The 26,399-nt window shown below is 70.5% G+C and carries 21 protein-coding genes and 1 pseudogene; 12 read left to right on the top strand and 10 right to left on the bottom strand.

What is annotated here, in order from left to right; genetic code table 11:
- On the top strand, nt 1-782 hold a 782-nt coding region (locus AOK03_RS12895), incomplete at its 5' end, for an MFS transporter (RefSeq protein WP_341845801.1).
- A 52-nt stretch (nt 783-834) separates the two neighbouring features.
- Here AOK03_RS12895 and AOK03_RS12890 read toward each other — a convergent pair.
- Nucleotides 835-1,638, bottom strand: a complete 804-nt coding sequence (locus AOK03_RS12890) for a 2-phosphosulfolactate phosphatase (RefSeq protein WP_055565359.1) — start codon at nt 1,636-1,638, stop codon at nt 835-837.
- A 64-nt stretch (nt 1,639-1,702) separates the two neighbouring features.
- Here AOK03_RS12890 and AOK03_RS12885 point away from each other — a divergent pair.
- From AOK03_RS12885 to AOK03_RS43435, 6 genes and pseudogenes are all read left to right on the top strand, one after another.
- Nucleotides 1,703-2,083: pseudogene (locus AOK03_RS12885) on the top strand (VOC family protein); the annotation flags it as partial.
- 276 nt (nt 2,084-2,359) lie between these two features.
- Nucleotides 2,360-3,514, top strand: coding sequence for a hypothetical protein (locus AOK03_RS12880; RefSeq protein ID WP_055565358.1), 1,155 nt, complete (start codon nt 2,360-2,362; stop codon nt 3,512-3,514).
- A gap of 7 nt (nt 3,515-3,521) precedes the next feature.
- On the top strand, nt 3,522-4,685 hold the full coding sequence (locus AOK03_RS12875; protein WP_425264377.1) for a protein kinase family protein: 1,164 nt from the start codon (nt 3,522-3,524) through the stop codon (nt 4,683-4,685).
- A gap of 67 nt (nt 4,686-4,752) precedes the next feature.
- Complete coding sequence (locus AOK03_RS12870; RefSeq protein WP_055565357.1) at nt 4,753-5,223, top strand: DIP1984 family protein; 471 nt, start codon at nt 4,753-4,755, stop codon at nt 5,221-5,223.
- 711 nt (nt 5,224-5,934) lie between these two features.
- Entirely contained in the window at nt 5,935-6,111 is a 177-nt protein-coding gene (locus AOK03_RS43440) for a hypothetical protein (RefSeq protein ID WP_208609536.1), read from the top strand.
- Entirely contained in the window at nt 6,078-6,581 is a 504-nt protein-coding gene (locus AOK03_RS43435) for a DUF6192 family protein (protein WP_244177594.1), read from the top strand. The genes AOK03_RS43440 and AOK03_RS43435 overlap by 34 nt, the downstream gene beginning before the upstream one ends.
- A gap of 560 nt (nt 6,582-7,141) precedes the next feature.
- Here the strand turns inward: AOK03_RS43435 and AOK03_RS12855 are convergent.
- Nucleotides 7,142-7,723 (bottom strand): MarR family winged helix-turn-helix transcriptional regulator, encoded by a 582-nt coding sequence (locus AOK03_RS12855; RefSeq protein WP_055565354.1) that lies wholly within the window; start codon nt 7,721-7,723, stop codon nt 7,142-7,144.
- 78 nt (nt 7,724-7,801) lie between these two features.
- Between AOK03_RS12855 and AOK03_RS12850 the strand changes: the two genes are divergently transcribed.
- Nucleotides 7,802-8,551 carry an SDR family NAD(P)-dependent oxidoreductase gene (locus AOK03_RS12850; RefSeq protein ID WP_055565353.1) on the top strand — a complete coding sequence of 250 codons (750 nt, stop codon included), beginning with the start codon at nt 7,802-7,804 and terminating at the stop codon, nt 8,549-8,551.
- A gap of 236 nt (nt 8,552-8,787) precedes the next feature.
- The gene (locus tag AOK03_RS12845; RefSeq protein ID WP_055565352.1) at nt 8,788-9,603 is read left to right on the top strand and encodes an SAM-dependent methyltransferase; all 816 of its coding nucleotides are present in this window, start codon (nt 8,788-8,790) and stop codon (nt 9,601-9,603) included.
- 27 nt (nt 9,604-9,630) lie between these two features.
- Here the strand turns inward: AOK03_RS12845 and AOK03_RS12840 are convergent, their stop codons facing one another.
- A complete protein-coding gene (locus AOK03_RS12840) occupies nt 9,631-10,056 on the bottom strand; it encodes a pyridoxamine 5'-phosphate oxidase family protein (RefSeq protein ID WP_055565351.1) in 426 nt (141 codons plus the stop codon).
- A 297-nt stretch (nt 10,057-10,353) separates the two neighbouring features.
- Between AOK03_RS12840 and AOK03_RS12835 the strand changes: the two genes are divergently transcribed.
- From AOK03_RS12835 to AOK03_RS12825, 3 genes are read left to right on the top strand one after another with little or no spacing between them, the layout of a single operon-like run.
- Entirely contained in the window at nt 10,354-14,049 is a 3,696-nt protein-coding gene (locus tag AOK03_RS12835) for a hypothetical protein (RefSeq protein ID WP_055565350.1), read from the top strand.
- Nucleotides 14,050-14,051: 2 nt separating this feature from the next.
- A complete protein-coding gene (locus tag AOK03_RS12830) occupies nt 14,052-18,200 on the top strand; it encodes a hypothetical protein (protein ID WP_055565349.1) in 4,149 nt (1,382 codons plus the stop codon).
- Nucleotides 18,201-18,209: 9 nt separating this feature from the next.
- Complete coding sequence (locus AOK03_RS12825) at nt 18,210-19,106, top strand: chymotrypsin family serine protease (protein WP_055565348.1); 897 nt, start codon at nt 18,210-18,212, stop codon at nt 19,104-19,106.
- Here AOK03_RS12825 and AOK03_RS12820 read toward each other — a convergent pair.
- The 7 genes from AOK03_RS12820 to AOK03_RS12790 all read right to left on the bottom strand — a co-directional run bounded on the left by AOK03_RS12820 (nt 19,048) and on the right by AOK03_RS12790 (nt 26,310).
- Entirely contained in the window at nt 19,048-20,079 is a 1,032-nt protein-coding gene (locus AOK03_RS12820; RefSeq protein WP_055565347.1) for a hemolysin family protein, read from the bottom strand. The genes AOK03_RS12825 and AOK03_RS12820 overlap by 59 nt on opposite strands.
- Entirely contained in the window at nt 20,076-21,425 is a 1,350-nt protein-coding gene (locus tag AOK03_RS12815) for a hemolysin family protein (RefSeq protein ID WP_055565346.1), read from the bottom strand. The genes AOK03_RS12820 and AOK03_RS12815 overlap by 4 nt, the downstream gene beginning before the upstream one ends.
- Nucleotides 21,426-21,490: 65 nt before the next feature.
- Nucleotides 21,491-21,973 (bottom strand): GNAT family N-acetyltransferase, encoded by a 483-nt coding sequence (locus AOK03_RS12810; protein ID WP_055565345.1) that lies wholly within the window; start codon nt 21,971-21,973, stop codon nt 21,491-21,493.
- The gene (locus tag AOK03_RS12805) at nt 21,970-23,124 is read right to left on the bottom strand and encodes an acyltransferase family protein (protein WP_244177593.1); all 1,155 of its coding nucleotides are present in this window, start codon (nt 23,122-23,124) and stop codon (nt 21,970-21,972) included. Before AOK03_RS12805 ends, AOK03_RS12810 begins: the two co-directional genes overlap by 4 nt.
- Nucleotides 23,125-23,419: 295 nt before the next feature.
- Nucleotides 23,420-24,874, bottom strand: coding sequence for an argininosuccinate synthase (argG, locus tag AOK03_RS12800; RefSeq protein ID WP_055565344.1), 1,455 nt, complete (start codon nt 24,872-24,874; stop codon nt 23,420-23,422).
- 77 nt (nt 24,875-24,951) lie between these two features.
- Complete coding sequence (locus AOK03_RS12795; RefSeq protein WP_055565343.1) at nt 24,952-25,821, bottom strand: alpha/beta fold hydrolase; 870 nt, start codon at nt 25,819-25,821, stop codon at nt 24,952-24,954.
- A gap of 78 nt (nt 25,822-25,899) precedes the next feature.
- Nucleotides 25,900-26,310, bottom strand: a complete 411-nt coding sequence (locus tag AOK03_RS12790) for a hypothetical protein (protein ID WP_055565342.1) — start codon at nt 26,308-26,310, stop codon at nt 25,900-25,902.
- Between the last annotated feature and the right edge of the window lie 89 nt (nt 26,311-26,399).

Raw genomic sequence — 26,399 nt, 5'->3', positions numbered from 1 at the left:
TCGCCGACGCCGTGACCTGCCTTCTCTGGTCTCTCGTGGTAGGCCATGCCCTTCCCGGTGACCCACCGCGGGCCGTCCAGACTGCAGCCGAGGCCGAGGCCGGGAGCGGGGGCGGGGATGGGGGCGGGAGTGGGGGCGAGGGCGAGGTCAAGACCCTGACAGTCGCAGTCGCTCCCTGGCGCGACTCCACGCTGATCGCCCTCCTCGCCGCAGGCACGCTGTTCGCCCTCGTCTACCTCCAGATCATGGCCACCCTGCCCCTCGTGCTGGCACACCGCGGGCTGCCGCCTGCCGACGCCGGGATGCTGTTCACCACCTCGGCCCTCACCATCGTCCTTGGCCAACCCCTGCTGCGACTCAAGCCCCTCGCCGCGCTGTCCACACCTGCCGCCTTCGCCACCGGCTACACATTGCTCGCCGCGGGCCTGGCCGGATACAGCGCCGCACACACCCTGGGCGCCCACCTCGCACCGACGATCGTGTGGAGCCTGGGCGACCTCATCCTCGTGGGCCAGGTATACACGCTCGTCGCGGGCATGGCCCCTGCGCACGGCACCGGTCGCTACCTCGCCGTCTACGGAACCAGCTGGGGCATCGCGGGAATCGCCGCCCCGTTGATCGGCACCCAACTCCTCCAACGCTGGGGACCGACCGCCTTGTGGCTCACGATGTCCGCGGCCTGCCTCACGCTGGCGATCACTCAGCCGCGCCTGGCCCGCACCGCCACCGCGCGCACATCCCAAACGGCCGCGGCCTCGCCCCCGAGAACCTCCTCCAGCTAGCAGAAAGCCCCTCCGGCTCCCGAGCTCACCGAGCTCCTGGCCTGCCAGATCATCAGCCACGATCGGAGAACGCCCCGTCGACCAGAACGGGCACCACGGTGCAGGCATCCCGTTCCGTGGCGACCGCGACGTCGTCGACGAAGCCTCCGTCGATGAGTTCACGGCCCGAGACACCGGCGGTCACAGCGGCGGCGACGTCCGGTGTCGTCCGGAACGCGGCCGCTGCCAGACTCGCTTCCGGTGACAGCGACAGCGTCGGGACGGGCGAGTCGGCAGGTGCGTGCACGTGCACGTGCGCTGTACCGAGTTGCTCCTGCAGCGCGGCGATAATGGCGCCCGCGCCCAGCAAGTCTTCCATGGCGGGCCGCAGGCTGCCGTCCGGCCAGCGTTCGCCGGAGGCGATCACCGCTATGGGGCGCTCCGTGGTCCCGTAACCCTCACGAACGAGCCACTGGCTCACGGCTGTCGCGTTCCTGAGGGCCCCGGCGATCACGGGGAGTCCACCGGCGGACGCGGCGATGCTGGAGCCGTTGGGTGAGGGGAGTACCAGGCGGGGCGTGTACGGGGCGCGGCGCAGTGCGGCGGGCGAGAGGGACCAGGGCGAAGAAGCCGTGGCCATCCGACGTCCCACTGCCAGGTCCGCGCCCACGTCCTTCGCGTACGTGGCTGCCGTCTCGTCCCGCCAGCGGTACGGGAAGACCCGCGTCCCCGCCTCGACGGCCACCGTCACGGAAGTCGTGAACGAGAGCACGTCCACGACCACGACGCATGCCGCATCCGCCGCCAGTCGTTCCGCTCCGGTGGGGCCCCACTCGAACCGGACTCCGTGGGCACTCTGCAGATACCAGTCATCCATGACCGACGATCGTGCCAGTCGTGCCGCCTTGCCACGTCCCATGGAGCTGATGCAGGCTCGGCCGATGGTCTCGGTATTGCAGAACGTGGCGGTCGATTGCGCCAACGCCTATGAACTGGCCCGTTTTTGGAGCGAGGTGACCGGTCGTCCGTTGCATCCGGCGGACAGGCCCGGCGACAAGGAGACGCAGGTGATGCTGCCGGCGGGGCCGCTCCTGCACTTCAATCAGGTGGCCGAGCCCAAGGCGTCGAAGAACAGGCTCCACCTGTGCCTGCGCCCGGAGACGTCGCGCGAGGCGGAGGTCGAACGGCTCCTGGGCCTCGGCGCCACCCTGGTCGTCGACCGCCGGGAACCCGACGGCGCGGGGTGGGCCGTGCTCGCGGACCCCGAGGGCAACGAGTTCTGCGTCCTGCGCAGTGAGTCCGATCGGGCTGCCATGGCAGCAGCCGCGTCTCCTACGGCCGCGACGGCTCCAGTCGCTCCTGCTCCCGCTCCCGCCGCTCCCTCGCCTTCCTGATCTATTGAGCCGTTACAGAGCCCCCGAGGCGGGTAGGCGCCGATTCAGTCTTCACCCGTCACGGAGCCGCGGCCGTCACTCGTTGTGGGGCCGTAGAAGTCGAACGACAGCACCCGAAACAGGGCATAGCACCCAGCCCCCCTCTTCCATCGACAGGATCCCGGACCATACTGGTCGGGCCCCGATCACCTACAGAACGATTCCATGGCCAAGAACAGCACCTCCTCGACCACCGTCCCCGACACCGCGTGGCTGGGGCGCGGGCGCCACCTCGGGCCTGAGCCCGAGCAGGACGTCCGTCGCAACCTGATCGCCCTCAAGGCGGCCGGGGTGCTCGACGACTTCCTGGACCTCGATCCGAAAGAGGCGGCCCGTTCCACCGTTCTGCATCCGCGCGACGAGTCCGCCGACCCGGGCCCGTCCGCCCGGCGGATCTTCGAGGCCCGCTGGCACGTGACCGACGACGTCACGGTGCGCGCCCAGCTGACCACGTACGACTCCGAGAACCGGCGCAAGGACGGCGAGGGCGTCGCCTGGGTCCTCGCCGCCGAGGCGGAGCAGGTGTGGGACGCGCACTGGCCCTCCCCCGCCACCATGTTCTGGCCCGACAGCGACCAGGTCCCCTGGGACCACGACGCGACGTCCGACCTGCGCCTGCGATCGACCAACCACCTGCCGAAGGACGACGACGAACTGCGGCACCTGCTGCGGGACTGCACCCGGCAGAGCTGGTACATCCACGTCGTGGTGCACGAGGCGATGACGCCGGACGCGAAGGGGCAGCAGCCGATCTCGACGTTCCTGCCGCGCAGCCTGCGCCACCAGGTGGTCGAGCACCGGGGCACGCCGGAGCAGGCGCAGATCGCCGACTTCGCCATGAAGCGCGAACTGAGCGTGCGGATGCCCCGCGGTGGCGCCGTCGTACTGCCCACGGCACCGCAGAGCCCGGAGTACGACGCGGACCGCTTCACGGTGCGCTCGGTCTTCCTGGACGGCTCGGAGCCAACCGAACTCCTCAACAGGGTCGCAGAGTTCGCCGCGCTCCCCCGCCCCCTGTCGGCCGAGGCCGAGCAGGCTCTCACACGGCTGCGCCAGGGCTGGCACCTGCTCACCCCTGAGGAGGAGCTGACTCACGCCCAGGACATGGTCACCAAGTACGCCGAGGCTCTCGACGCCATGACGACTTCGCGCGACCTGTACCGCGAGGCGGCGGATGCAGCGCAGGCAGCGTTGGCGGAGGTGTCCGGCGGAGACGGTACGTCCGTGCCGACCGCGTCAGGGCAGGCCAAGGCGGACGGCGGCTCGCCGCTGAACGCCTTCACCAAGGCGTTCGGACGCTTCCGGGAACCGAAGAAGTAGGCGGCGGGTGCGAGAGCGGGGTGCGAGCTCCGGCCCGGGCACAGGCCCGGACTCGGACTCGGACCCGCGCTCAGGGGAGCGCCTCGCCGCTCACAGCGACGCTTCCACGGCCCTGAGCCTTCTCAGTGACCAGCAGCTGCACCGCCTCGTCGACTCCGCCGCTCCGCTCGGCGTGGGCATCGGTGGCAGGTCGGCCCTGCTGGGGGTCGCCGGTGTGCCGGTCTTCGCCAAGCGAGTGCCCGTCACCGAGAGGGAACTTCGGCCGGAGCACGTCCGGTCCACCGCGAACGTCTTCGACCTGCCCGCCTTCTGCCAGTACGGCGTCGGCAGTCCGGGCTTCGGCGTGTGGCGGGAGGTGGCCGCGCACACGATGACCACGAACTGGGTGCTCACGGGGCAGCACCACGCGTTCCCGTTGATGTATCACTGGCGCGTTCTGTCCGCCCCAGCCACTGCAACCGCTGCAACTGGCGCATCCGGCGCATCCAGCACAGTCCAGGGCCTCCCGGACGAACACGAACTCGCCGACGTGGAGCGGGCCGTGACCTACTGGGGAGGCGGGTCAGCGATACGCCACCGCATCGAGGCCCTCAAGCAGGCACCGGCAAGCCTCGTGCTGTTCCTGGAGTACTTTCCTCAGACTCTGCACGAGTGGCTCACCGAGCAGATGCGCATCGGTGGACGGGCCGCCGACCGGGCCTGCCGTCTGGTCGAGAAGGAGCTGATCACCGGCACCTCCTTCATGAACGACCGCGGGCTCCTGCACTTCGACGCCCACTTCCAGAACATCCTGACGGACGGCCGCCGCCTGTACTTCTCCGACTTCGGCCTCGCCCTCTCCTCCCGGTTCGACCTGTCGCCCGAGGAATCCGACTTCCTCGACAGGCACCGGACGTACGACCATGCGTATGCCCTCAGCTATCTGGTGAATACGCTGATCAGCGCGCTCTACGGATACGACAGGGCGGAACGGGAGGCGCTCATACGCGCGTGCGCCGACGGAGCCCCTCCCCCGGCCGGTCCGGCGGAGGCGCGAGCGATCCTCGCCCGGTACGCGCCGCTCGCCGCGGTGGTGACGGAGTTCTACGGCAGGCTGCTGCGGGAGAGCCGGGACATCCCGTACCCGCGCGAGGCGGTTCATCGGATCCTGGGGCATAAATCCGATGCGTAGGTGGGTGATCATCCCCGATACTCGTTCGAGCTCAGAGGGCTCAGAGACAGGGGACGGGGGAACCTGAGTGAAACTTGCCGAGGCACTCGCAGAACGTGCGGAGGCGACGCGCCGCGTCGAGCAGTTGCGGGCGCGCGTCATCAGCAGTGCGCGTCATCAGGAAGGCGAGACACCCCCGGAGGACGCGGCCCAGCTGTTGGCCGACACCGCCGAGGTGCTCGACTCCTTGGAGTCTCTGATCCGACGGATCAACCGGACCAACGCCACCGTGGACCTGGGCGAAGACGGCACGCTCACGGACGCGCTCGCGCGCCGGGACGTGCTGCGGCTGCGCCACTCCGTCGTCACCGCGGCCGCGGACGCCGCGGCGGGCACGGGCGAGCGGGGGTACGGGCGGCAGCTGCGGTCCGAGCTGATGATGCTCTCCGCCCTGCCCGTCGCGGAGCTGCGCGGCCAGGCGGACGCGCTCGCCCGGGACATCCGCGAGATCGACGTACGGATCCAGCGGGCGAACTGGGAGGTCGACCTGCTGGACTGAGCCGGTTCGGCGCGGCAGTCCCGCAATGATGTAAGGGTTCAGGGATACAAGATGTAGGGATGTAGAGGCCGACGATGGGGAGCAGGTAGCTGTTCCGGAGGCGTGCACACACCGCGGGCCGGCGGATTCCGGCCCACTCCTGGCGCGTGAAGAGCAACGCGGGGGTTCGACTCCCCGATGACAGTGCAGCTCAGCACCGCGTACAGGTGACAGTGCACCTTGCACAGCACATCACCACGTGCAGATCCGGGCAGTGAGGGCGGGTTCGGGGTTCCCCCCTGTCGTCACTCGGTCGAACAGGCCGAGCATTCCCCCAGGGGCATGGTCCCAGTGGTTGTCTTTGAACTCTGGCCGTGAGGCAGGGGCGGCTGGATGATCTGCTGTGTGGGGGCTGGCGGGACGACCCGGCGGTATTGCCGGGAGTGCGGTGATCCGTTGCCGGTGCCGGGTGCGGGCCTGCCGACAGCGGCGGGCGTCGCGTTTTGGTGTTGCGGAAACACCGTAGGCGAACACCTCGCCTGAACCTTAAACACCCCCTGCTTCGCAAGGGAGTTGGGGTATTTAGATGGGTTCCTCCGATGCTCCCGGCTCGCGCTCTGTCTGCGCCGGGGGCGGGGCCCGCGCGAGGGTGGTGGGCGACCGGGGCCGGCGCCCCTGTGACCGATCGCGCCCTGAGTGGCCGGGCCGGGCCCCGTGAGAGCGGTGGTCGTCATGACCGAGGTGAAGGACCGGGTCGGGAACGTCACCCGGCAGCGTTACGAACAGCTCGTCGCGCAGGCCAAGGAACTGATCGCCCAGGTCGCCCGCGCCCAGTTCACCATGGGCGACATGGCGTTGGAGATCGAGCCGTCACGCTGGATGAGAAGGTCGCAGCGGTCGGCGATCTGACCCGGGATGATGAAGTCGCCGCCCAGGTCGCCACCGACTTGCTGAAGCGGCCCAAGGTGAGCGAGCACGTCACCCCGGCCGAGAGGAAGCGGGTGGTCACCGAGCTGAGCCGCGATGACGACACCGCCCAGGAAGTCACCCGTGACCTGCCGCGCCGTCCGGCGGTGGCCCGCTCGACGATGCGCGACGACACCACCAAGGGACCTCAGATCTACGCGGATGGCGTCGCGCTGGTCGGCCGGACGCCCTCGGAGCTCGAGCAGTGGATCGTCGACCGTGCCGGGACCCGCGAGCCCTTCTCCGAGCTGTTTTATGCGAACCTCGGTGAACCCGGATCACGGAGCCTAGGCGTGGTGATCGGCGTCCAGCGGGCAGGTGACCGCCTGCTCACCCGACCGGGGTTCCTCCCCACAGGCGCCATGGACGCGCCGGTGAGCTTCCTTCCTTCCGAGGCATGGGCGCCCTACTGACCTGAAGTCGGGTCGCCGGGGGGAATCCCCCCGGCGACCCGGCCTCAAAGCGGGACTGTGTGTGCGTGATCCGGTGTCAACTCGCTGGCCGGTGAGCCGCCGGAGTCATCGGGCGGCGATCTCGCAAGGCTCGGTCGCTCTCACCGGTGACAAGCCGTGCTCAAGCCTGGGGATTGTGACGCTTTGTGTCCGTCGGCAGGTGGCGATGCTCGGCCCTGGAACGCAAGCATGCCAGGAGCGGCGGCGACTGGGGTGCAGGAGGCGCCGCCGCGGGAGGTGGTTCAGTCATCCTGGTTGACCGGGTGTTTCGGCAGACAGAACCTCGGCGCCCACATCACCACGCAGGCACCGCCAGCCCACCAGCGGACACCGGTGATGGCCAGGAGGGGTAAGCGGGTGCGGGCGGTGCCGAACGGTCAGACCAGGGCGTCACCATCAGGTCGGCTCCACCGAGAACTGGCGCCGGTTGAATACGCCGTTGCACCGGTGCCTCTGATGACCACAATGCACCCGATGAATCCCACCGCACGGTGGAGGCCGCGAGGTTCGAGGACAAGCTCTCAGATCTGGTCCAGGCCCACCTGGGTGATCCGCTCGTCCCCGAGACTTCGCTGGACGTCTTCAAGGAGGACGCCGAGGAGTTCGGTGAGCCTGGCCTGCTGGTCGGCGGTGAGGCCACTGATCAAGTCGGCTTCCCTGCCCAGCACTTGGTCCACCGTCGCCTCCACGAGCGCGTGGCCCGCTGCGGTCAGGGTGACCTCGACCGTACGGGGCCTGCCCTCGCCGGGGCGGCGGGTGACCAGGCCTTCGCGTTCGGCGCGGGCCACGCGCTGCGAGACGGCGCCCGCCGTGACCATGGAGAGGCGGCCGAGTTCGCGGGTGGTCAGGGTGTAGGGCTTCCCGCTGCGGCGCAACACGCTCAGCAGGTCGAGGGTCGCGGTGTCCACTCCGGCCCGGGCGAGCACCCGTCGCCGGTCGTCGCCGAAGAGCTTGGCCAGCTGCCAGATCGGCGTGACGATGCCGATCGACGTGGCGGGTGTGCCGGGGCGCTCGCGCTCCCAGGCGGTGGCGATGTCCCGTGCGGTGTACGCGGCGGTCCCCGCCGCGTCGGAACCTTCACCGGCCCGATCGGCCTTGACCATGTCACGCTCCTCATCCTCAGTGGTACGTTTACGTTTAGCTCTAAATTTAGACCTCAACGGATGTTCGGAGCTCAGCTTATGACACGCACCATCCTGATCACCGGCGGCGGCACCGGCATCGGCCGCGCGGCCGCCCGTCTCTTCGCGAAGCAGGGCGACTCCGTGTTCGTGACCGGCCGCCGCCCCGAACCCCTCGACCGACTGGCCTCAGAGACCGGCGTACGCGGTGTGGTGTGCGACCACACCCGGCCCGAAGCGCTGACCGCTCTCCTCGCCACGCTTCCGGACCAGGTCGACGTCCTCGTCAACAATGCCGGTGGGAACACCGACTTCGACGCCGAGAGCAAGGCGGGCCTCACGGTCGGCGAAGAGGCCGACCTGGTCGCGTACGCGCAGGCCTTCCGCGACAACCTGGACGCGAACCTCGTCAGCGCCGCGCTGACCACCAGGGCGCTGGACGGACGGCTCGCGGACGGCGGGGCGGTCGTCCACATCGGGTCGATCGCCGCCGCGCAGGGGTCCGGCGCAGGGGCCTACGGCGCCTCCAAGGCCGGGCTCACCTGCTGGAACCTCGACCTGGCCCGTGCACTCGGCCCCCGCGGCATCACCGCCAATGTCGTCGCGCCCGGCTACATCGCGGACACCGAGTTCTTCCGGGACCGGCTCGCGGACCAGCGGCGCGAACAGCTCGTGGCCGCCACCTCGACGGGTCGCGCCGGTTCACCGGACGACATCGCGGAGACCGTCGCCTTCCTCGCCTCCCCCGGGGCACGCCACATCACCGGCCAGGTGCTGCACGTCAACGGGGGTGCTTACATGGCCTGCTGACCGCCGAGCCGGTGCGCCGACCGGTGCCGCAGGTCCCGGTCGGCCTCCCGGACCCGGTGAACTCGCGCCCGCCCCGGCCCCGGAGAGCTTCAGGCATGACGTGGAACAGTGCCGCGAACCGTCACGCGGCGAAGCGACGCAGATCGATGCCGTGAACTTGTGTGCGCAACGCAGCTGTTGCGACGTAGGTTGTGCGATGAACATTCCACGCTACGGCTGAAAGACGGACGGTACCCATGACCGACCACGCCACCACGCCCGGTCCGGCGGCACACCAGAAGATCGACACATCGGTGCCGCACTCGGCCCGGATCTGGAACTACTGGCTGGGAGGGAAGGACAACTACCCCGTCGACGAGGCCGCAGGCGACGCGTACAGCGCGGTCTTCCCCGGCATCGTCACCGTGGCCCGCAGCAGCCGAGCCTTCCTGCGTCGCAACATCACGCACCTGGTCACCGAGGCGGGCATCCGCCAGTTCCTGGACATCGGGACCGGTCTGCCGACCGTGGACAACACCCACGAGGTCGCCCAGCGGCTCGCCCCGCAGGCCCGGATCGTGTACGTGGACCACGACCCGATGGTGCTCACCCACGCCCGCGCCCTGCTCACCTCCACACCGGAGGGCGCGACCGCCTATGTCGACGCCGACCTGTCCGACCCCGACCGCATCCTCGAGGCCGCCGCGGAGACGCTGGACTTCACACGTCCCACCGCCCTGATCCTCAGCAACATCCTGGGGCACATCGCCGACTACGACCAGGCGCGGACGATCGTCGCCCGGCTGCTGGAGGGTCTGCCCTCCGGGAGCTACCTCTCGATCAACGACGGCTCACGCGGCATCGACGCCGCGTACGAGCAGGCCCAGGACGCCTACAACGAGACCGGTGCCGTCCCCTACTTCCTGCGCCCCGTCGACAAGATCGAAGCGTTCTTCGAGGGGCTGGAGCTCCTGGAGCCCGGGGTCGTCTCGGTCCCCTTCTGGCGTCCGGACGCCGACGCTCCCGCCGCGGAGCCCATCGGTGAGCACGGCGGGCTCGCCCGCAAGCCGTGAGCGGGGCGGCCATCGAGCCGTGACAGGTCAGACGGTTCCCAGGTCCGCCGAGTACCAGTGCTCGGGCCGCAGGTAGTAGACGGTCTGATCGCCGTGCTCCTTGAAGGCGAACTGCACGTACGGTTCGACGTTCTCAGGTGAGAGATAGCGCGTCGAGATCTCTCGCAGCTGCTCGATGGTCGCCGCCTCGGTACGGACCACGGGACCCTCCACGGAGACGTACCGGATGGTCGGCTCCACGCGGTCGACCATCAGCGAGAACCGCCCCGCGGCGGCCAGCAGCCGACCCTTCTTGGAGTCACTGCCCGTCATCACCCAGAGCTCGCCGCCCGGGGCGTACTGGTACCAGATCGGCAGCGTGAGCGGCGCCCGTCCGTCCTCCGCGGCCACGGCCAGCGCTCCGATGTGCGGCTCGGCCAGGAACAGTTCGCGTTCTTCGACGCTGAGGGGCATGCGGAACTCCTTCGTCGGTATCGAGCGCCTGTCGAGTGGCAGTAGACCCCAACTCGCCCTCCCCTACAGGTATTCCGCTTCCGCGGACGGCGCCGCGCGCCCCAGCGCCTTTCAGCCGACCTCTTCACTCATTCGGGTGGTGGAGCAGCTCCGCCCGCGCGTGGCGTAGAGCGCATCCGAGAGCCTGGGCCGGAGCCATCGTGCGGGGAGGGGACAGGGAGCACGTCCGAGGCCTGTTCCTCTGAGGATCGGCGCCACATCGTTCGGGTTTCCTGACTCGCGTGACGGGAGAGTCACATGGCCGCGCCCCCACCGCCCGAGCCGTACCGGCTGCTTCGGGCGACCGACCTGGTCGATCTGCATTTCGCGTTTCCGGGGCTGCGACTGGAGCGCCCCCTCCTCGGTCCACGGCGGCTCGTGCGGCAGGAGGCAGGGCAACCGGCCTTCCTGGTGGTCACGTTCGGCCCCCAGCACGTCGTCGAGCAGGCCTTCTTCGAGGTGAGCCCCGGCCTGCCGGAGACGGCCGCGGCGCCGGTGGCGGGCGCGGCACCACCGCCGGGCAGCGAACCGCACAAGCCGCCACCGGTCGCCTCCCGCATCGGCGGGCGCAGCCTGCTGGTGTTCAGCGTCGCGGCCGACGTCATCATCGAGTACACCGAAGCGGGTCTGCTCACCGCGATGCGGACCCTGCCGCTCCATGTCGTGGACGCCGCCCGGGAACCGGCCGCGGCGGCCCGTCCCGCGCACGCCGTGGCCGACCACCCCCTCGACGTGTTCCAGGCGCTGCGGCTGGCGCGGACGGCGGCGGAACTGACCGCGCGGCACGGTCCGACCGGGCCCCTCGCCGCACAACTCCTCGCCGCCGAGCAGCAGCCCCAGGTCACGGGCGGATCGGACGCCGTCGCCGCCCCCGGCCCCGAAAACCCCCTGGCGGACCCCGCCCGGCCACGCACCGGCATCGAGCTGCCCTACCGGCTGCTCCTCTCCCCGCCCCAGACGGCGACCTGGACGCACCCGGCCTCGCTGCCCGACCCCGACGGCCGGGTCGAGCTCTGGCACACCCGGATGCCGACCGGGCACGCCCGCGCGGTGTGGACCCGGGACCCCGGCTTCGATCCGGCCGACGCGCGCGCCCTGCCCGCCGGGGGCAACGAGTTCACGATGGCGCTGGACCGCAAGGACCGGTCCTCGGTCGTGCATCTGAGCTCCAACCGGAACCTGCCGGGCGGCTTCACGCCCGCGCCGCTCGACGTCGACAACCTCGTCCTGTCCGCCATGGGGGGCTGGCTCGACTCCTTCGGCCGCTGGGACCGGCCCCCGACCGGGTTCGACGTCACACAGTGGCGGCACCGCGCCGCGCTGGGCCGTGATCACTACGTACGCGTCATGTACCGCGGCCGACTGTGGCCGTTCGGGCATCTGGCGGATCTGGTCAAGGTCACCGAGCGCAAGTTCGACCAGTCCCGCCCGGACCGGGCCGCCTATCTCAACCAGCGGTTCTTCATCATGGTGCGCGAACCGGTGCGCGCCTACGGAAGCCGGGAGGACAACAGCGACCAGCAGCGGCTGCGCCGACTCTTCCCGTTCACCGGCGTCCGGCTGCTCACCCTGGTCACGCCCGACCTGCAGAAGCCGCAGACGATCCCGGGGCTCTCCTCGATCGGCGGCGATCCCGACGAGAAGCTCGCCTTCTTCCCCGTGTCCGCCACCGAGGATCCCTTCCAGTTCCAGGTGAGCATGACCGACCTGGAGGGGCGGCTCCTGGAGTTCCGCACTCCGATGGCCTTCGTCGGCAAGCTGGTGCACGAGAACAAGGCCGATGTGCAGGTGATCGTCGACCACTACCGGAGCCTGGTGCCCGAACCGGCGCCGGAGCCACCGGACCTGAGCGACCCCGCGGTCCGGCGGGCCGTCGCGGACGTGCGGGGCCAGTCGATCGCGTACGCACCCAGTCGCAAGCCCGGCGACACGACGCTGTCCACGGGGCAGCTGATCTGGGGCGCGGTGACCACGGAGTCCATTCTGGGACTGGATCCCACCGACCACCCCCGGTTCCTGCCGACCGTGCGGTGGGCGCGGGCCGTGATCCCCGCGCTCAGTCAGTTCGGCGGTCCCGGCGCCGATGGGACGCAGTCGGTGTTCTATCCGGAGCCGTATGTGCGGGCCGCCTTCACCGACTCGAACAAGGGGCAGGTCTTCGTCGAGCTGGCCGCGCCCGTCGACCTGACGTTCCGCGGATCCGGTCAGACCTCCGGCGCCCTCGCCCAGCCCAACTTCCCCGTCGCCGGGCTCTCCCGGCTCACCGGTCCCGTCGCCGCCACGACGGGCACCGCGGCGGGCGCCGCCCCCGTCGACAAGTGGGCCAAGCTCGCCCAGGGCCGGTTCAACCCGCTGGACTACTTCGGCGAGCTGGCCGGGGCCAAGCTGTTCGGGATGTTCCCGCTCACCGAGATCCTGAGCGAGATCGGCCTCGACAACCTCAAGGCGCCGAACTTCTTCACCGCGACGGTCGACGCGGTCACCGGCTTCCTCGGCGACCTCCGTGGGCTGCGTGATCTGCTCACGTCCGTCGAGGAACAGTTCCCGGAGACCGTGGACCTGGTCCTGCGCGTGACCGACGCCGCGGTGGTCTTCGCGCAGGTCCTCGTGGACTACATCGTCGGCCAGCTGGAGGGGGCGCCGGACCCCACCACCATCGAGGAGGTCGAGAACGCCTTCAACGCGTTCGCCGACGCCCTCGCGGCGCTGCGCATCGGGCTGCCCGCCGGGGTCGACGCCGGGGTGCGGCAGTTGCTCGGGCGGATCGCCGACACGGCCGCCACCTGGGACAGCGCGGTCGGACAGGCCCTCGCCCTGAAGAAGGCGATCGAGCTCGCCGCCCTCGGGGCCAAGCTGCCGGACGTGGTCAACTCGCGGCTGCAGTGGCAGCCCGACATCAAGGCGTGGACGCCGGGCAAGCCGACGCCGACCGTGCCCGAGGACGCCGTGTTCTGGCCGACGGGGAAGCTGACGCTCGTCACCGATCTGCGCGGCTCGCTCCGTCCCGACGTGCCGCAGGCCGCGGACGTCACGTGCACGCTGGGCAAGTTCGACCTGCGCATGGTGCCCGGATTCGACGCGGTCGTGCTGCACTTCGACGAGATCCGGTTCAGCATGCGCGCCGGGCAGAAGCCCGACGTCGAGGTGAAGTTCGGCGGCGTCGACTTCGTGGGGAACCTGGACTTCGTCCAGACCCTGCGGAACATCATTCCGCTCGACGGTTTCAGCGATCCGCCGGCCATCACGGTCGACGGTTCCGGGATCCACGCGAACTACTCGATGCAGTTGCCGAACGCGGCCGTCGGCGTCTTCAGCCTGGAGAACCTCTCGCTGAACGCCGCGCTCTCGGTGCCGTTCATCGGGGACACGCCGCTGCAGGCGGGGTTCGCCTTCTGCCGCCGCGAGGCGCCGTTCCGGCTCACGGTGTCGATGCTGGGCGGCGGCGGCTACTTCGGGATCGTCCTGAATCCCAAGGAGATCGCCGTCCTGGACGCGGCCCTGGAGTTCGGGGCCGCCGTGTCGATGAACTTCGGAGTCGCCAGCGGCAGCCTGTCAGTGATGGCCGGCATCTACTTCCGGCTCGACCTGGCGCAGAACAGCGTCACCCTCGTCGGTTATCTGCGGGCGCGCGGCGAGGTCGACGTCCTCGGCATCGTCTCCGCCTCCATCGAGCTCTACATGGAATTGGGCTACAAGGACGGCTACGCGATCGGCCGGGCCACCCTGACGATCAGCATCGAGATCGGCTTCTTCGAGACGTCGGTGACGATCAGCTGTGAGAAGAAGTTCGCGGGCAGCGGCACCGGAGCCGCCGCGTTCGCCGCGGGCACGCCCTGCCCCGAGATCAGCCCGCCCACGTTCGTCGATCTGATGTCGCCGTACCCCGACCCGGTCACCGGCGCCCGGATCGACCCGGTCCTCGACTACTGCACCGCGTTCGCGGAGGTGGGCTGACCATGGACAGCATCCGATGGACCGTGCTTCCCGACGGCGTCGCCGACGCGGACACGGTACGTGTGTCCGTGCTCGTCAGTCCGAGCCTCACCGGGATCGGCGCGCTCGGCCAGTCCGCGTACTTCGCGAAGTGGCCGGAGCGGCTCGCCGCGCTCCTGCCCTCGCTGTGGCTGGAGTTCGACAGCCCGGCAGGCACGCGCGTCACGACCCTGCGGCCGACGGGCCGCTATCCGGCGGCCGATCCGGCCCTGTGGCGGACCCTGTTCGACGACTCCACCTTCGTACGGCCCCCGCAGCGCCCGCCCACCGCACTCGCCGCCGAGGAGCAGCGCACGCTGCGCTCCTATCCGGGCAAGCGCGTCCACGACGAGGTCACCGGGCTGTACGAGGCGGTCGCGGTGTACACCACGCAGAGCAGGCTGCGTACCGCATGGGCGCGGGAAGAGCGGTCGTTGTGCGAGGAGCCGCCGACGGACCACCGCGGCTGGGAGCTGCCCGCACTGTTCAGGGTGACCGACTTGATCTCGGATCCGGTGCTCGAACTGGGTCGCAGTCTCAAGGACGGGTACGCGATTCTGGAGGACGTCCTGCAGCCGCGCGGTCTGCGTGCGACGGGGGACGACGACGGTCACGAGCCCCGCTTCATGGACCGTACGAGCGATGCGTACAACGGCGACAACAAGAGGATGCTGCCGCTGGCCGAGGCGGCCAGGTTCTACGACCGGGGCAAGGCGCCGTCCGCGCCCGGGCTCGCGGAGGAGCCTGCGCACCGCATCGACTTCCATGAGGCGTGCGGTCTTTTGGGCGACTACCCGGAGTTGCAGCGCAGGTTCGGGCTCGTGCTCGATCTGAGCTTCGCGATGCCTGCCCGGGTCGTGGACGGGGCGAAGGTCCGCGTGCACTTCGACGACCGGCTGCCCGAGTCGGCCGATCTCAACACCCCGGGCAAGTGTCCCTGGACGCAGATCCGGTACATCCGGGGCAGCGTCTTCGAGGCGGCCGCCGGGGACAGTGGGGTGGTCAGCGGCCGGATGCTGGACCTCGGCGACCCCGAGGTCTGGCACCTCACCGAGCTCGACGTGGACGGGGCGGCCCTCAAGCACGTCGACTACGCACGCTCGATGGACGGCCTGTGGAGCGGTGGCCGACTGCCGGCGGGCACGGAATCGGTGGCCCAGCTGGTGTCGGGCACCGGCACCCCGGCGGCGCGCGGCGCCGGGATCACGCTGCTGCACACCGACCGCGACCGGCACCTCGCCGGGCTCATCGGCGCCGACGTGCGCCGCCAGGTCCACGCGGAGGAAGCCGTTCTGACCGCCGTGGACCTGCTGCGGGGCTACCGCGTCGACATCGGGGTCGTCGATCCGGCGACCGGCCGGGTCACACAATGGCGTTCGTTGCTGCGCCGCAAGGGCCGGTACACCATCCGCCGCCCCGGGCAGCAGCCCGTCGAGGTCCAGGTTCGTCCGGACGAGGGTCTGGTGCGCGCCAGCGCGGTCACCGTCGACGCGGCCGACGACCGGCAACTGTACGGCCACCAGGCCGTGTTCGGCTGGCACGGCTGGAGTCTCGCGGCGCCCCGCCCGGGCCGGACCATCGGCCTGGACGACCAGCCGAAGGCACCGGATCCGCCCGTGTCGCCTGATGTGCCGCTGGACACCAAGTTCGCCCCGGAGCCGGGATCGCTGCCCGCCCTGCGCTTCGGCCGCACGTACCGGATGCGCGCCAGGGTCGTCGACCTGGCAGGCAACGGACTCGACCACACGGCGAACACGCCGGACGCGGTCCACTCCGACGCGATCACGTACGGCCGCTGGGAGCCGGTCCCCCAGCCCGTGGTGATGCCGCTCCTGCCGTTCAACGAGGGCGAGTCCACCGAGCGCCTCGTCATCCGAAGCACCGTCACCGACGAGGGCCGCGAGGTCTCCACCGACGAGTACGCCGTGGACCGCTCCGACGTCCCCGACCATGCGGCGCGCTCGGAGGTCGACGATCTGGACCGGCGGTACAAGCCGATCGCGGAGCGGCATGTGGCGCCGCCGAAGACCGCCCTGCAGATGGCCGAGGAACACGGCGTGTTCGACGCGGCCTTCGGTCCCGGCAAACCCGCCGAGGCACGCGAGGAGTACGTCGCCGTCGCGTCCCGCGAGGCCGGCTCCTTCCTCGACACGAAGGTGCGGGACCCGGAGTGGCCCTATCTCGAGCACGATCTGCTGCGCGAGGGCGACATCCACATCGCCAAGCACAACGTGCACGACCCGCTGCCGCTCACCCCGCTGCCCCTCCCCCGGCGCGGCGCCTGCCTGGAGCAGGGCGAGTTCGTGGTGCACAGCGCCGACCAGCTGATCCTTCCGTACCTGCCGGACGTCCTTGCCGAGGGCGTCATGCTGCGCGGTCTGCCGGGTGACACGGAGAACCGCAAGATCCCCTTCCCCGGTCCGTGGCCGCAGGCCAAGCCGTTCAAGCTGCGCATCAGGGAAGGCGACCGGGCGCCCCACTGGCACGACGGTCTGCGCGAGCGGGTGCTGGAGGTGTTCCTCACCAAGGGTGAGATCGCCACGGTCCGGCTGAGTTGCTATGTCGACGCGGCGAAGCTGCCGCTGCTGCGGCAGTGGAGCCTGCTGACCGCGTCGCCGTTCTGGGCGGATCTGCCCGCCGCGGACAAGGCCTTCGTCACCCGGGCGAGTGCCGACGGCGAGAACTGGATGCTGACGCCCTGGGTCGAGCTGACCCTGGTCCACGCGGTGGAGAAGCCGGTGCTCCGCCCGGAGCTCGCCGACCTGGCCCCGCACCGTGCGGCCGAGCAGACCGCGACGCAGCTGACCGGGACGCTGACCAGCCATGCCGAGAGCAGCGGCCACGTCGAGCTGGACGCGCACTGGAGCGAGTGGCTGGACGACGTCGCCCGGCCCGAGCCGGTCCGGATCGACGGCCACACGCATCTGGAGGACATCACCCTGGCGTACGCCGCGGACGAGGCACGCGTGGACCGCACTCACGAGTTCGGCGACACCCGGCACCGCAACGTCCGCTACACCCCTACCGCCGTCACCCGGTTCCGCGAGTACTTCCACCCCAGCATCACCCAGGACCGGGCCAACGTCACCCGGGTCGGCCCGGCCGCCGCTCCCCTGCCCGTGCCCAGTTCGCGCCGCCCCGAGCCGCCTGCGGTGGCGTATGTCGTGCCGACGTTCCGCTGGGAGCGGTCCGTCGACGAGGAGAGCCGTGCGGTCACCCGGCACCGCCGTCCCGCCGGTCTCCGCGTCTATCTGAACCGGCCGTGGTTCTCCTCGGGGGACGACGAGATGCTGGCCGTCCTGCTCGATCCGGGCGGCACGGTCCTGCCGGACACCGTCGCGACCCGCTGGGGCGTGGACCCCGTCTGGGCCGATGCGACGGTTCTGCCCAGCCCTGCCGCCGCGCACTTCCCGAACGCGGCGAAGCGCCTGACCGGGCTGCGACTCGCGGAGTCCCCCGACGCGGCGCCGGTGACGGTCGACGCGGTGGCCTTCGCTCCGGTGTTCCACCCGGAGCGTCGGCTCTGGTACGTCGACATCGACGTGGACTTCGGTGGCGCGGACGTCACCAGGAGCACGTACTTCCCGTACGTGCGGCTCGCGCTGGCCCGCTATCAGCCGTACTCGGTCGATCCGCTGCATCTCTCGAAGGTGGAGCGTGCGGAGTTCGCGCAGCTCGTGCCGCCCCGCTCGGTCACCGGTCGCCGGGACGGCGACCGGCTCACCGTGCGGCTGGCCGGTCCGGCGACGTACAACGAACTCGGGGAGCTCAGCGGCACCGGCGTCGCCGCCGCGGCCGCGAGCCGCCGGGTCGTCGTGACCCTGCAGAGCCGGGCGACGCTGCAGACGGACGAGATGGACTGGAAGCAGGCGGGTGCTCCGGTGGAGCTGGCGTGCCGGGCCGAGGGCGGCGCGTTCGTGTGGGACGGCGGCATCGCCGTGCCGGGCGTGCAGCTGCTGACCTCGTACCGGCTTCTCGTCCAGGAGTACGAGCTCTATCGCACCGATGCGGACACCGCCACGGACACCCTCACCGTGAACGGCACCGCGGTGCCCGCGGCCCGGCGTCCGGTGCATGCCGACTACTTCGGGCTGAGCGTCGGCGTGCTCGGCCGGATCGACTTCGAGCTCTAGGAGGACCGGATGACGAAACGGCCTTTCGTCCACTGTCTGCTGGCCCTGCTGCTGGCCCTGACCTGGTCCTCGCCCGCGTCCGGTGCCCCGGCGAGCCGGTTCAACGACCCGCAGCCGCATCGTGGCGGTGCCGAGTACCGCGTGACCTACGGCGGTCGGACGTTCGCCTGTTCGTCGGGGTTCGCCATGCGCAGGGTCGAGGGCGGCAAGCGCGCCATGGCGACCGCCGGGCACTGCGCGCCGACCGGGACGGAGGCGACCTCGGGCGAGTTCCGGTTCGGCACGTTCCTCTCGTCGTTCAACAACGAGACGGTGGATGCCGCGCTGATCAGCGGCACCCGCATCAAGCCGCAGGTGTACGCGCCGACGCTCTGGACGGACGGCGGTACGCCGAGCACGCCCGTCGCGCGCCGCGTCCTCGGTAAGGCGGACGGCCCCGTGGTCGGCCAGAAGGTGTGCGTCAGCGGGAAGGTGACCAAGCTGGTCTGCGACATCGAGGTGTACCACCTCACCCGGGGCGAGTCCTGCGACGCGGAGCATCCTGACGTGTGCACCCGTGGCCTGGTCCTCGCGGGGAAGGAGGGCGTGAACATCGTGCGCGAGGGCGACTCGGGCGCTCCGGTGTTCGTGCCGATCGACACGGAGATCGACGGGCACAAGGTGTACGGCGCGATGCTCGTCGGCATGCTGGTCGGCGGCGGGCCACGCATCGAGGGCGGTCCCGAGGACCTGATCACGTTCCACACCGTCAAGCAGGTCGAGTGCGCCCTGTCCGCGAGGGTGCTGACGACGGTGGAGGCGGAGTCGGGCGATACGACGCCGCCGCCTCCCCGGGAGGACTGCGCGGTCAGGCCGCTCGTGGGCGCGGTGGGTGCATCAGGCGGGCCAGTAGGTCGTCGAGGGTGACCATGCCGGTGAGGCGCCCGGTGTCGTCGCTGACGACGGCGAGGGAGGCGCGGTGTCGGCGCAGTTGTTCGATGGCGTGGCCGACGGTGTCCTTCGCGGCCAGTTCCGGTACGGGGCGGGCCAGTTCGCGCGCGGTGACCGCCGTGCGGCTTCGGGCGCGGGCGATCAGGGCGTCGCGGGCGTGCACGGAGCCGAGGATCAGCGGGCCCTCGAACACCAGGAGTCGGCTGCGGTCGTGTGCGGCGGCCGTGGTGAGGATGGCGTCGATGCCGGCGGCGGCCGGGACCGAGATGATCTGTCCGGCGGGTGTCTGGAGGTCGCCGACCGGCGAGTGCGGTTCGGTGAGGGAGTTGGTAATCAGCTCCGAGTCGTTCTCGCTGATCAGGCCGAGGCGTGCGGACTCCTCGACGAGGTGGGTGAGCTGTTCGCGGTTGTGGACCGGGGCGAGCTCGTCGCGCGGGGTGACGCGGCAGAGCCGTACCAGGGCGTTGCTGACCCTGTTGAGCACACCGATGAGCAGGCGTACGACCTTGACCACCGCGCGGAAGGCGGGCGAGAGGAGCATGGCCGAGCGCTCCGGGTGGGCGATGGCCCACGATTTGGGTGCCATCTCACCGACGACCATGTGCAGGAAGACGACGACGATCATCGCGAAGGCGAAGGAGACGCCGTAGCTGAGGCCGCTGGGCAGGCCCCACTTGTGCAGCAGCGGGTCGAGTTCGTGGGAGATCGCGGGCTTGGAGATCGAGCCGAGGCCCAGGGTGCAGACGGTGATGCCGAGTTGTGCGCCCGCGAGCATCAGGGACAGCTCGCGCATTCCGGCGAGAGCGGCCTTGGCGCCCCGCTGTCCGTCGGACGCGGCCTTCTCCATGCGGTGGCGTTTCGCGGCGACGAGCGCGAACTCGGCGGCCACGAAGAAGCCGCTGCCGATCAGCAGCAGGACGGTGATGAACAGCGCCATCGGGAAGCTCATGCGCTCGGCCCCTCGTCGTTCGAGCCGTTGAGGAGGGGCTCGGAGAGCCGTTCCAGGCGCACCTGCTCGGCGACGTGCCGCTCCAGGGTGCGGACGTCGATCACCACGGTGTCCCCGCCGGGCAGGTGCACGGTGAGTCTGTCGCCGACGGAGGGGAAGCGGCCGAGCCGGTCGACGACGAATCCGGAGACGGTGTCGTAGTCGTCCTCCTCGGGCAGCGCGATGCCGGTTGCCTCGGCGACCTCGTCGAGGCGGCGTCCCGCGTCCACCAGCCAGCCCCGTCCGTCGGCGACGGCCAGCTCGACGACGGTGTCGCTCTCGTCGGCGATGTCGCCGACCAGCTCCTCGGCGATGTCCTCGTACGTGACGATGCCCGCCACGCCCCCGTGCTCGTCGAGGACGACGGCGAACTCGTCGTCGCGCTGCCGCATCTGCTCGACCGCGTCGGGCAGTTCGAGGGTGTCGGGCAGGAGCAGCGGGCGTCGGGCGACCGCGCCGGCGGTCGTGTCGGCCAGGCTTGCGGCGGGCAGCCGGGTGAGCTCGCGGATGCCGAGGACGCCGCCGATGTCGTCGGGGTGGTCGCCGAGGACGGGATAGTTCGAGTGGCCGTGCCGGGCGATCAGTTCGATGGTGTCGACCGCGCTCGCCTCCTTGCGGACGAAGACGGCGTCGGCGCGCGGCACCATGACTTCGTCGAGGGTGCGGTCGGAGAATTCGAGCGCGTGGTCCAGGAGCGCGGCGGTGTCCTTGGGGAGGTTGCCCTGCTCGTGGGACTCGCCGATGAGGTGGCCGAGCTCCTCCAGTGTCGCGCCGTGGTGCAACTCCTCGACGGGTTCGATCCCGACGCGGCGCAGCAGCCGGTTGGCGGCGCTGTCGAAGATCCGCACGACCGGCCCGACCACCTTCAGATACGCGAGGGTGGAGGCCGCCAGGGATTTGGCGAGGCGCTCGGGCACGGCGAGCGCGAGGTTCTTCGGTGCCAGCTCGCCGAGCACCATCTGAATGACGGTGGCCAGGACGAAGGCGAGGATGACGGAGATCCCGCCGACCGCGCCGTCCGGGATGCCGATCCCGGTCAGGGCGGGCCTGAGCAGTGTGGACACGGACGGTTCCGCGATGAAGCCGACGACCAGGCCGGTGACGGTGATGCCGAGCTGCGCGCCGGACAGCATGAAGGACAGCCGCTCGAGGACCTGCAGGGCGCGGGCCGCGCGCTTGTCGCCCGCTTCCGCTTCGCGGGTCAGGGCGAGGCGGTCCGCGGAGACGTACGCGAATTCCTGCGCCACGAAATAGCCGGTGCCGACGGTGAGGACGAAGACGGCCAGCAGGCCGAGCGCGGCGCTCATCGGTGCGTCGATGCGCAGGCGGGCGGGGGGTCCGTCGGTCTGGCGGACAATGCGCTGCTCCTCGTTCAGGGTGTTTCAGGACAACGGTCCTGGTCGGCCTGGGGTTCCCTGATCACTTTCCGCCGCCGGAGCGCCGCGTGCCACCCGATGCGGCGCCGGGCCTCGGTGGTGAGGGGGCCGGGGCGCATGCGGGGGTCCATGTGCGGGCAGCGGGTCCCGCCGGGCGGGAAGGCGGTACCCGTCTCGTCCTCCATGGCGGCGAAGAAGCGGCGCCCCGCGGACGACTGCCGTGACGTGGACCAGGTGTACCCCGCGCAGGCGGCGAGGGCGGTGTGCAGGGCGTGCCGTCCGAGGCCCTGGCCCTGCCAGTGGGCGGCGACGGCGATGCTGCCGATGTAGCCGCGTCGGCAGGGGTGGCAGACCTGGTACTCGAGGCTGCCGACTTCCCGGTGGTCGGCGTCCAGAACGGTGACGGCCCGGCGTCCCGCGGGCAGCGTCTCGACGATGCTCTCGTAGTGGACCGCGGGAGGCCGGGCCGGAGGGGTCACTCGGCTCTTTCCCTGTATACCTGCCCCTTGGCGAGGGCGGTCGCGTCCTGTTTGAAGGCCCAGGCCATCTTCGGCTCCATGGCGAAGCGGAACATGCGCTGCACCGGTGGGGTGCACAGGAGCGTGATCACGGTTCCGGCGAGGAGGGTCACGGTGATCTCGCCGAGCGGGCGGTGGATCCAGTCGTGGTCGTACCAGTCCCAGAAGCGGGATCCCTTGGCGAGGAAGCCGTGCAGCAGGTAGCCGTACAGCGTGCCGGCGCCCAGGGCCGTGAACCACAGTTTGCGTCCCGGCACCCAGGCGAAGAAGCAGGCGACGAGCACCAGTGAGCAGCCGAAGAGCCCGATCGTCATGACGGCGCCGGACCAGCCGGGGGCGGCCAGTTCCTGGGCGCTGTCGCGGCGGTAGAACCACGCCGCGTTCATGCGCGGGGCCGCCCAGTAGGCGAAGGCGAGTGCCATGGCGAAGACCGGCAGGGCCAGGATCCGCGCCTCGCGGCGGCGCACCATCTGGAAGTGGGCCGGTTTCAGGACGAGGCCGAGGACGAAGAAGGGCAGGAACTGCAGGACGCGCTGCAGGTCGAGGTCGTCACCGATGTCGGGCGACACGGATGCGAGGACGGCGATGGCGAGCGCGAGGGGCAGCGGCCATCGCACCATCTTCCAGAGGGGTGTCGTGAGCCGCCAGATGAACAGGGCGGCCAGGAACCAGGTCAGGTACCAGGGGTCGAGCAGGCTGATGGGGTAGTCCGGGTCGCCGCCCGCCCACCGCTTGAAGAAGGTGTACGCGATCTCAAAGATGACGTAGGGCACGGCGATGCCCGTGACCAGGCGTTTGATGCGGTTCGGGCTCGCGTCGAAGCTGCGGGAGAAGTAGCCGGAGATGACGATGAACGCCGGCATGTGGAAGGTGTAGACGGTGATGTAGAGCGCGGCGGCGGCCCTGCTGTCGCCCCGCAGCGGTTCCCATGCGTGCCCCATGGCGACGAGGACGATCGCCAGGTACTTGGCGTTGTCGAAGAACGAGTCCCGCTGCTTGGCCGGCTTCGCCGTGTCCGAGGTCCTGGTCGCGGCAGTGGCAGGGCCCGGTGCGGGCCGTTGGGGAGGCAGCGCCAGCGCATGGCGGCCTGTCGGCCGTGAGATCTCACTCAAGATGCCTCCCACAGTGAACCTGGGCCTGCGAAATCGCGTCTTGTCTCAAATGCGGGTGATGCGCCGTCGCAGAACATCTCCGGCACCTTAGCCATACTTCTACAGTCGCGTAAAACCCCACTGGTCGTGGGGCCCACCACACGGGGCAGGCGCCACACAGGACGGACGACACACGTCGACCGCACCCGAGTACCCACAAAGACGTCAACGAATCAACGGCGCCGCCGAAACGGACAGGGGCCGGTTCGACACCTCCTGGTGTCGAACCGGCCCCTGGTGCGCTCGGTGCGTGCGGTCAGTCCGTGCCGAACTCCATCGCGGCGCGGTCCAGCGCCGCGTCCTCGGTGGAGACCTGGCCGCGGGAGGCGATGGCCTCGGCGCCGCCCTCCGGCATCTCCGGCATGGTGCCGATCAGGCCGGTGGCGGCGGCCTGGGCGGCGCCGATGGACGGGTTGGCGGTGCCGATCAGACCGAGGCCCGCGTACTGCTCCAGCTTGGCGCGCGAGTCGGCGATGTCGAGGTTGCGCATGGTGAGCTGGCCGATCCGGTCGACCGGGCCGAACGCCGAGTCCTCGGTGCGCTCCATGGACAGCTTGTCCGGGTGGTAGCTGAACGCCGGTCCCGTGGTGTCGAGGATCGAGTAGTCCTCGCCGCGCCGCAGCCGCAGCGTCACCTCGCCGGTGACGGCCGCGCCCACCCAGCGCTGCAGCGACTCGCGGACCATCAGGGCCTGCGGGTCGAGCCAGCGACCCTCGTACATCAGCCGCCCGAGGCGCCGGCCCTCGTTGTGGTACTGCGCGAGGGTGTCCTCGTTGTGGATCGCGTTGACCAGGCGCTCGTACGCGGCGTGCAGGAGGGCCATGCCGGGCGCCTCGTAGATGCCGCGACTCTTGGCCTCGATGATCCGGTTCTCGATCTGGTCCGACATGCCCATGCCGTGGCGTCCGCCGATGGCGTTGGCCTCCATCACCAGGTCGACGGCGGAGGCGAACTCCTTGCCGTTGATGGTCACGGGGCGACCCTGGTCGAAGCCGACCGTCACGTCCTCCGCGGCGATCTCGACCGACGGGTCCCAGAACTTCACGCCCATGATCGGTTCCACGGTCTCGACGCCCGTGTTCAGGTGCTCGAGGATCTTGGCCTCGTGCGTCGCGCCCCAGATGTTGGCGTCGGTGGAGTACGCCTTCTCCGTGCTGTCCCGGTACGGCAGCTCGTGGGCGAGGAGCCACTCCGACATTTCCTTGCGGCCGCCGAGCTCGGTGACGAAGTCCGCGTCCAGCCAGGGCTTGTAGATCCGCAGCTGCGGGTTGGCCAGCAGGCCGTACCGGTAGAACCGCTCGATGTCGTTGCCCTTGAAGGTCGAGCCGTCGCCCCAGATCTGGACGTCGTCCTCGAGCATCGCGCGGACCAGGAGGGTGCCGGTGACGGCGCGGCCGAGCGGCGTGGTGTTGAAGTACGCGCGTCCGCCCGAGCGGATGTGGAACGCACCGCAGGTCAGCGCGGCCAGGCCCTCTTCCACCAGCGCGGCGCGGCAGTCGACCAGGCGTGCGATCTCCGCGCCATAGGCCTTGGCACGGCCGGGCACCGAGGCGATGTCGGGCTCGTCGTACTGCCCGATGTCGGCGGTGTAGGTGCACGGGACGGCGCCCTTGTCGCGCATCCACGCGACCGCGACGGAGGTGTCGAGACCGCCCGAGAAGGCGATGCCGACGCGCTCGCCGGCGGGGAGGGAGGTGAGGACCTTAGACATGGGAAGAGTATGCATCATCTCGCATGGTCATGCAAAGACGGCGTAGTGGGACGCGCCCGGGACGCGTCCCGGTCGGCTTACGAGGCGCCGTCGAGGACCTCGCGCAGTCGATGCGCGAACTCGTCCGGCTTCCCCGGATATCCGAACTCTCCGTCGCAGAACCCGCCGTGATGGCTCGGGAACACGACCGCCCGCTGCCCGAGCAGTTCGGCGGTAGCGGCGGCTGTGCGCCCGGTCTGCACGCCTTCGGACTCCTCGCCCACGGCGATCACGATGCGGGTCGGTGAGGCGGCGAGCGCGTCGACGTCCGGCCGATAGCCGCTGACCGCCCAGGACCGGTCGGACAGCAGCGGATCGTCACGTGAGCCGTCATCCTCCGTGGGCATCCCGAACGCGGCGGGATCGGCCTCCGGCTGGGCGAAGTACGCGTCGGTGAACTCGCCCTGCCACGAGGTCATGGCCACGAACGCGGCCATCCCGGCCCCCCATCCCCGCTTCTCGTAGGCCTCCCGGACTCCGTCCCTGGCCCGCACGGCCGCCGCGCCGTCCGGCGTGAGGGTGATGAGCGGCGGCTCGTGCGCGACGAGAGTGGTGACGTCGGCGGGGTACCTCGCCACGACCTCCAGCGCGGTGACCGCTCCGCCGCTGCTGGCGAACATCTCGACCGGCCCGGCCCCGAGCGCCTCGATGACGGCGTGCACGTCGTCGGCCTGGATCTGTGGCGTGTGGTCGACCCGCCCGTCCTTACGGGTGCTGCGCCCGAGCCCGCGCGGGTCATAGGTGGCCACGGTCCGCTCGGGGAAGCGCGCGGCGAGCGCGGCGAAGCCGGTGGCGTCCATGGGCTGCCCGATCATCAGCAACGGCGGGCGTCCGTCTGCGGTCGGCAGCGGCCCGCGAACGTCATGGACGAGGTCCGCGCCGGCTGTCTTGAGTGTGTGAGTCTCCATGTCCGTGCAGACCGGCCGCGTACCGGAAACTCATCGGCGCAACGGCCGACGGGCTGACCGGCGCCGAGATCCGGAAACTCAGGTCGCCCCGTCGAACGGAGTGATGCGGCGGTACGCGGCCCGGGCGTACCACACCCGGGCCGTCGCAGTGCCGATGAGGGCGGCGGCCAGCAGGCACGCCACCCAGCCGGGGTCCCGGTGCCCGGCCCAGGAGAGTTCCCCGGTGGGGTGGGCGGCGAACACGTTGAGCAGGGCCCAGCAGAGCAGGGCCGTGCCCGGTGCCGCGACGAACCGGCCGAGCATCCCGACCAGGGCCGCCAGAACGGACAGCGCCGCGAGCGCGAGGCCGGTGCGGTCGAGCGCGCCGAGCAGGTCGAACGCGATGACCAGCACCAGGGAGCCCGAACAGGCCGTCGTCCAGACGAACGGCGTGGCCAAGGGTTCCGGGACGGCCCTTGCGCCCTTGGCGATGTACCGCCACTCCACCACCGTCGTTCCTCCCCACCACCGGGTGCCGGGTGCCACTCCGGCCCCCGGCCTCTCCCCCGGTCGGCCGATTGTCCCACCCCGTGTCGGGA

It is taken from the genome of Streptomyces atriruber, from assembly GCF_001418325.1.
Classification (GTDB): Bacteria; Actinomycetota; Actinomycetes; order Streptomycetales; family Streptomycetaceae; genus Streptomyces; species Streptomyces atriruber.
This window is presented reverse-complemented; position numbering and strand designations above follow the sequence as displayed.